This window comes from Methylobacterium sp. WL119, from assembly GCF_008039875.1.
Classification (GTDB): Bacteria; Pseudomonadota; Alphaproteobacteria; order Rhizobiales; family Beijerinckiaceae; genus Methylobacterium.
This window is the reverse complement of sequence record NZ_VRUU01000061.1, coordinates 23,133-29,537: the sequence shown is the minus strand read 5'-3', so window position 1 is coordinate 29,537 and position 6,405 is coordinate 23,133. Positions and strand designations below refer to the sequence as shown.

Sequence of the window (6,405 nt, the reverse complement as noted above, 5' to 3'; positions counted from 1 at the left end):
GCCCGGCACCGTCGTGCACCCCGCCGGCGCCGTCGACCCGGCGGAGGGCCGGGCGCACGCCGCGCCGGGCCTCTGGACGCTGGCCGTCGGCTCGGTCGGCGTGGTCTACGGCGACATCGGCACCAGCCCGCTCTACGCCTTCCGCGAGGCGCTGGTGCCGGCCCGCTACGACAACATCCTGCTGGCGGAAGAGGTGCTCGGCACCGCCTCGCTGATCCTGTGGGCGCTGTTCCTGATCGTGACGGTGAAGTACGTCGCGATCCTGCTGCGCATGGACAACAACGGCGAGGGCGGCATCCTCTCGCTGATGGCGCTGGCGCGGAAGGCGCTCGGCGGATCGCGGATCGTGTTCGCGCTGGGCCTGCTCGGCGCGGCGCTGTTCTACGGCGATGCGGTGATCACCCCGGCGATCTCGGTGCTGTCGGCGGTGGAGGGGCTGAAGCTCGTCACCCCGGCCTTCGAGGGCTCGGTACTGCCGATCACCGTGGCGATCATCCTCGCGCTGTTCCTGGTGCAGAGCCGCGGCACCAGCAAGGTCGCGGCCTTCTTCGGGCCGGTGATGGTGCTGTGGTTCCTGGCGCTGGCGCTCGCCGCCGTGCCGCACATCGTCGGAAACCTCACGGTCTTCAAGGCGCTGAACCCGTGGTACGCCGTGCATTACCTGCTCGGCCACGGCACCGGCGCCCTCGTCGCCCTCGGCGCGGTCTTCCTCGCCGTCACCGGCGCGGAGGCGCTGTTCGCCGACCTCGGCCATTTCGGCCGGCGGCCGATCCAGATCGCGTGGCTCGGCCTCGTCTTCCCGTCGCTGGCCCTCAACTATCTCGGCCAGGCGGCCCTGGTGCTGGAAAAGCCCGAGACCACCGATCCGTTCTTCCAGCTGTTTCCCGAATGGGCGCTGCTGCCGATGGTGATCCTGGCGACGCTCGCCACCGTCACCGCGAGCCAGGCGGTCATCACCGGGGCGTTCTCCCTGTCCCGGCAGGCGATCCAGCTCGGCCTGCTGCCGCGGCTCGAGATCCGCCACACCTCCGAATCGCATTCGGGGCAGATCTTCCTGCCGCAGATCAACGGCCTGCTGATGATCGGCGTCGTGGTGCTGGCGGTGGTGTTCCGCTCGTCCTCGGCCCTGGCCTCGGCCTACGGCATCGCGGTCACCGGCACGATGCTGCTCACCGCGAGCATGACCTTCCTCGTGGTCTGGCGGCTGTGGCACTGGTCGCCCGTGGCGGCGGCCGCCCTGATGCTGCCGTTCATCGTGATCGAGTTCCTGTTCCTGCTCTCGAACCTGCTCAAGGTGTTCGAGGGCGGCTACGTGCCCCTGCTGCTCGCCGCCGGCCTGATCGTGCTGATGTGGACCTGGGTGCGGGGCGTCACGATCCTGTTCAACAAGACCCGCAAGACCGACGTGCCGATCCTCGAGCTCGTCGGCATGCTGGAGAAGAGCCCGCCGCACCACGTGCGCGGCACCGCGGTGTTCCTGACGAGCGATCCCGAGATCGCGCCGGCGGCCCTCCTGCACAACCTCAAGCACAACAAGGTGCTGCACGAGAAGAACGTCATCCTCACGGTCGAGACCGTCGACACCCCCCGCGCCAACGGGCCGGACCGGGTGCGGCTGGAGCCGATCGGGCCGGGCTTCTACAAGGTCGTGATGAGGTTCGGCTACATGGAGACGCCGAACATCCCAAAAACCCTCGTGCTGCTGCGCAAGGAGGGCTTCAAGTTCGACATCATGGCGACGTCGTTCTTCCTGTCGCGCCGCTCGATCCGCCCGGCCGCCCATTCCGGGATGCCGCTGTGGCAGGACCGGATCTTCATCACGCTCGCCAAGAACGCCAACGACGCGACGGACTTCTTCCAGATCCCCACGGGCCGGGTCGTGGAGGTGGGGACGCAGGTCACGGTCTGAGGCGCCCCACTTCCAGGCCAGCCGGGATGGCGGCGCGCATCGTCGCTCGATGTCACAGGCGTTCGACGGGCACGCCCACGGCCGCACCCGCCTCTGCGGGGCGCGTGTCGAGGGTCGCGAGCGTCAGGCCGGCATTGGCGGCGATCGCCCGATGAAGCGCATCTCCAGCGCGAAAGCCGGGATGGGTCTGGTCCGCGAAGCGTGCCGCCGTCCGAGACGTCCTCTCGTCGATCGGCAGCATCACGAGCGACGTAGCCGTCAGGCGCGTGAACGCCGACGGGGCCACCGAACGATGCTGCGAATCGATCGTGCCCGTGCGGAACTTGATCGAGAGCGGTGCCGAGAACTCGGTGGCGACCCAGGCACTGATGGCGAGGTCCCCGCCTGCCCAGGCGGTGGGCCAAGCCTGCATCCGGGCGGTTTCCCGCTCCTCGGTCTACGCCGCGACCGCGACCGACGTATCGAGATACGGCATCAGTACCGTTCGTCGTCCCGCATCGCGCGCACAAACGTCGCGGCACCCTCCGGCTGCAGCGGCATCGCGGCGGTGACGGCCCTGAGGGTCGCGATATCGATCGGCCGCTTCGGTCCCGGCATGGCACTGTGCCGTGCCACCTCGCGCCCGCGACGCGTGACGACAGTGGCTTCGCCGGCGACCACTCGGTCGATGAGCGCGCTGAGTCGCGCCTTTGCCTCTGCCAAGCTCACCGTTTCCATCGCCCTCAATGCCCATCGAGCTGGTCGTCGTAGGTGGCGGATCGGGATTCGGCTATCCGCCCGTTCCCTCCTATCCGTGCGTGCGCCAACGCACACGGCATGCCCCAGGCGCCGGGCTCGGGCCGCGTGCGGTCGTTTGCCCGCGTTGCACCGCGCAGCAGGCATGCCGTAGATTGAATTCATTCTGAGAACGACATGCGGACCCGGGGGGCGTCGCGGCACGGGAGGCCTTCGCGTCGCCCGGGCCGTCGCGCCGTCCCGGTGCGATCCGCATTCACACAGGACGTTTGCGAATGATCAAACTGACGGTGAACGGAGCGCCACGCAGCTTCGACGGCGACCCCGACATGCCGCTGCTGTGGTACCTGCGCGACGAGCTCGGCCTGGTCGGCACCAAGTTCGGCTGCGGCCAGTCGCTGTGCGGCGCCTGCACGATCCACCTCGGCGGCACTGCGACCCGCTCCTGCACCACCCCGATCTCGGCCGCGGCCGACCAGGAGGTGACGACCATCGAGGGGCTTTCCCCCGACGGCAACCATCCGGTGCAGGTGGCCTGGCGCGACCTCAACGTGGCGCAGTGCGGCTACTGCCAGTGCGGCCAGATCATGCAGGCGGCCTCGCTCCTGAAGGATACGCCGAAGCCGACCGACGCGCAGATCGACGAGCAGATGAGCGGCAACATCTGCCGCTGCGGCACCTACCCGCGCATCCGCGCCGCGATCCACCAGGCCGCCGGTCAGGCGCCCGCCAGCAAGGGAGAGCGCCTGTGATCCATGACGCAAAGATGATGGCCGACCTCGCCGCCGAGGCGCCGACCCGGCCGACCCTGATCGCCAACGTCAGCCGCCGCGCCATCCTCGGCGGGCTCGGCGCCTTCGTGCTCGCGGTGAACCTGCGCGACACCGCCAAGGCCGAGACCAAGGCCCAGGAGCCGGCGAAGTTCGGCGCCGACGGCATGCCGCACGGCTGGCGCGACGACCCGAAGATCTTCGTGGCGATCGCTGCCGACGGCCGCGTGACCGTGACCAACCACCGCTCCGACATGGGCCAGGGCGTACGCACCTCGGTCGCCTTCGTGGTCGCCGACGAGCTCGAGGCCGACTGGTCGAAGGTCGGCGTGGTGCAGGCCTGGGGCGACGAGGAGCGCTTCGGCAACCAGGACACCGACGGCTCGCGCAGCTTGCGCCACTTCTTCCAGCACTTCCGCCACGCGGGCGCGGCGGCCAAGCTGATGCTGATCCAGGCGGCGGCCAAGCAGTGGAACGTGCCGGCCTCCGAGGTGACGGCCGAGAACCACGTGCTGACGCATGCCAAGTCGAAGCGCACGCTCGGCTACGGCGACGTCGCGGCGATCGCGGCGGAGCTGCCCGTGCCGGCCCGCGAGAGCGTGGTGCTGAAGGACCCCAAGGCCTTCCGCTACATCGGCAAGGGCCAGATCGGCATCATCGACAACCGCGACATCACCACCGGCAAGGCGGTCTACGGCCTCGACACGAAGCGCGAGGGCATGCTGTACGCGCTGGTCGCGCGCCCGGCGGTCTACGGCGGCAAGGTCGTGAGCTTCGACGATACCGAGACCCGGAAGGTCCCCGGCGTCGTGAAGGTGTTCAAGATCGACGGCGGCGAGATCCCCTCGGAGTTCATGCCGCTCGGCGGCGTCGCGGTGGTGGCCAAGAACACCTGGGCGGCGATGAAGGGCCGCGAGGCGCTGAAGATCGTCTGGGACGACGGCCCGAACGCCGGCTACGACACCGACGCGTTCCGCACCGAGCTCGAGAAGGCGGCGCGCGCGCCCGGCAAGGTCGTGCGCAACCAGGGCGACGTCGACGGGGCGATGGCCAAGGCCAAGACCAAGCTGACGGCCGACTACTTCGTGCCCCACCTTGTCCAGGCTCCGATGGAGCCGCCGGCCGCGGTGGCGCAGGTGAAGGACGGCGCGTGCGAGGCCTGGGCCTGCACGCAAGGGCCGCAGGCGGCGCACGACCGGCTGGTCAAGGCGCTGGGGCTTCCCGCCGACAAGGTCCGGGTGAACGTGACGCTGCTCGGCGGCGGCTTCGGCCGCAAGTCGAAGCCCGACTACGTGGTCGAGGCCGCGCTCTGCTCGCGCGAGGTCGGCGGCGCGCCGGTGAAGCTCACCTGGACCCGTGAGGACGACATCCACCACGGCTACTATCACACCATCTCGGCCGAGCACCTCGAAGCGGGCCTGGACGACAAGGGCATGCCGGTGGCTTGGCTCCACCGCTCGGCGGCGCCGACGATCGGCTCGATCTTCGCGCCCGATCCGAAGCACGAGCTGCCGTTCGAGCTCGGCATGGGCCTGGTCAACACGCCGTTCGCGGTGCCGAACATCCGGCTGGAGAACCCGGAGGCGGCCGCCCACGTGCGGATCGGCTGGTTCCGCTCGGTCTCGAACATCCCGCACGCCTTCGCGATCCAGTCGTTCGTCGCCGAGCTGGCGCACGCGGCGGGGCGCGACGCGAAGGACTACCTGCTCGACCTGATCGGGCCGGCGCGCAAGATCGATCCCACCTCGATCGGCGATGTCTGGAACCACGGCGAGGATCCCAAGCTCTACCCGATCGATACCGGGCGCCTGCGCCGGGTGATCGAGACGGCGGCCGGCGGCGCCGGCTGGGGCCGCAAGCTCGAGAAGGGCCGGGGCCTCGGGATCGCGGGGCATTACAGCTTCGTCACCCACACCGCGGTCGCGGCGGAGGTCGAGGTCGACCCGAAGGGCGGCGTGAAGGTCGTCGCGGTCGACATCGCGATCGATTGCGGGCCGCAGGTGAACCCGGAGCGCATCCGCTCGCAGATGGAAGGCGCCGTGGTGATGGGGATGGGCCTCGCGCTCACCTCCGAGATCACCTTCAAGAACGGCCGGGCGCAGCAGAACAACTTCGACGGCTACGAGATCATCCGGATCGACGCCGCGCCGAAGGTGATCCGCGTGCACCTCGTCAACTCGGGCACCTGGGACGGGCCGCTCGGCGGCGTCGGCGAGCCCGGCGTTCCGCCGGTGGCGCCGGCGATCGCCAACGCGGTGTTCGCGGCCACCGGCCGCCGCGTGCGGCAGCTGCCGATCCGCGACCAGCTCAGCGCCTGAGCCAAGGAAGCCGCGCCGCCCGCCGGCGCGGCGACGGACCGGACGACCGAGGGGCCCCTCTTCCACCGGAAGAGCGGGCCCCTCGGCATTTTGCGAAAAGCTCCGTGTCCGAGGCTTCTGTTTTCCCGCGACGTCGCGTTTCGACGGAGCCTTGCCGGTGGATGCCGCGTTTCCGTCACGGAGCCACCGGGATCGTCCTGTCGGTCCCTCTCGGCTCCCAACCACCGGAGATCTCATTCGATGACGCGTCCTGCGTACCTCGCCACCCTGCTCGCCGTGTCCGCGCTCGCGGCGCCCGGCCTGATTGGGCCGGCTTCGGCCTCGCCCTGCTCGGATCGGATCGCCGGGCTGGAGAAGCGGGTGAAGGCGGAGTCGACCGAGGCGATCTCGGCCTCGACCAGCGGCCAGGGCGCCGCGGCCAAGCGCGGCGGCGAAGGCGTGACCGGCACGGAAGGCAACGCGCCCGGCCAGTCGCCGCAGGCCCCGCCGGAGAAGTCGGCCGAGGCCGGAAAGGGCGGCGACGCCGCCCAGCAGGCCAAGGTGGCGCTCGACGAGGCCCGCACCGCCGACGGCAAGGGCGACGCCAAGGCCTGCGAGGCGGCGTTGACCCGCGCCGAGGCGCAGCTCAAGGCGGCGCCGTAAGCACGAGCCTCCGCCGGATGCGCGAGCCTCC

6 protein-coding genes are annotated in these 6,405 nt (G+C 70.2%); 4 read left to right on the top strand and 2 right to left on the bottom strand.

Annotated elements, in window-relative coordinates; all coding sequences use genetic code 11:
- The first annotated feature begins 13 nt into the window (after nucleotides 1-13).
- Nucleotides 14-1,909, top strand: a complete 1,896-nt coding sequence (locus FV227_RS19435; RefSeq protein ID WP_246688370.1) for a potassium transporter Kup — start codon at nucleotides 14-16, stop codon at nucleotides 1,907-1,909.
- A 52-nt stretch (nucleotides 1,910-1,961) separates the two neighbouring features.
- Here FV227_RS19435 and FV227_RS19430 read toward each other — a convergent pair whose 3' ends face one another.
- Nucleotides 1,962-2,321: a type II toxin-antitoxin system VapC family toxin gene (locus FV227_RS19430; protein ID WP_147728431.1), complete on the bottom strand. Its 360-nt coding sequence runs from the start codon at nucleotides 2,319-2,321 to the stop codon at nucleotides 1,962-1,964.
- A 62-nt stretch (nucleotides 2,322-2,383) separates the two neighbouring features.
- Entirely contained in the window at nucleotides 2,384-2,626 is a 243-nt protein-coding gene (locus FV227_RS19425) for a type II toxin-antitoxin system prevent-host-death family antitoxin (protein ID WP_147728432.1), read from the bottom strand.
- Nucleotides 2,627-2,919: 293 nt separating this feature from the next.
- On the opposite strand from FV227_RS19425, the gene FV227_RS19420 reads away from it, so the two are divergent.
- The 3 genes from FV227_RS19420 to FV227_RS19410 all read left to right on the top strand — a co-directional run bounded on the left by FV227_RS19420 (nucleotide 2,920) and on the right by FV227_RS19410 (nucleotide 6,374).
- Nucleotides 2,920-3,396, top strand: coding sequence for a (2Fe-2S)-binding protein (locus FV227_RS19420; RefSeq protein ID WP_147728433.1), 477 nt, complete (start codon nucleotides 2,920-2,922; stop codon nucleotides 3,394-3,396).
- On the top strand, nucleotides 3,393-5,732 hold the full coding sequence (locus FV227_RS19415; RefSeq protein WP_147859715.1) for a xanthine dehydrogenase family protein molybdopterin-binding subunit: 2,340 nt from the start codon (nucleotides 3,393-3,395) through the stop codon (nucleotides 5,730-5,732). Before FV227_RS19420 ends, FV227_RS19415 begins: the two co-directional genes overlap by 4 nt.
- A 240-nt stretch (nucleotides 5,733-5,972) precedes the next feature.
- Nucleotides 5,973-6,374, top strand: a complete 402-nt coding sequence (locus tag FV227_RS19410; protein ID WP_147859714.1) for a hypothetical protein — start codon at nucleotides 5,973-5,975, stop codon at nucleotides 6,372-6,374.
- The last annotated feature ends 31 nt before the right edge of the window (nucleotides 6,375-6,405 follow it).

Bases quoted from the DNA above. Each gene is read 5' to 3' on its own strand.
- FV227_RS19430 (WP_147728431.1), bottom strand. From the start codon at position 2,321: ATGCAGGCTTGGCCCACCGCCTGGGCAGGCGGGGACCTCGCCATCAGT.
- FV227_RS19425 (WP_147728432.1), bottom strand. From the start codon at position 2,626: ATGGAAACGGTGAGCTTGGCAGAGGCAAAGGCGCGACTCAGCGCGCTC.
- FV227_RS19410 (WP_147859714.1), top strand. From the start codon at position 5,973: ATGACGCGTCCTGCGTACCTCGCCACCCTGCTCGCCGTGTCCGCGCTC.
- FV227_RS19420 (WP_147728433.1), top strand. From the start codon at position 2,920: ATGATCAAACTGACGGTGAACGGAGCGCCACGCAGCTTCGACGGCGAC.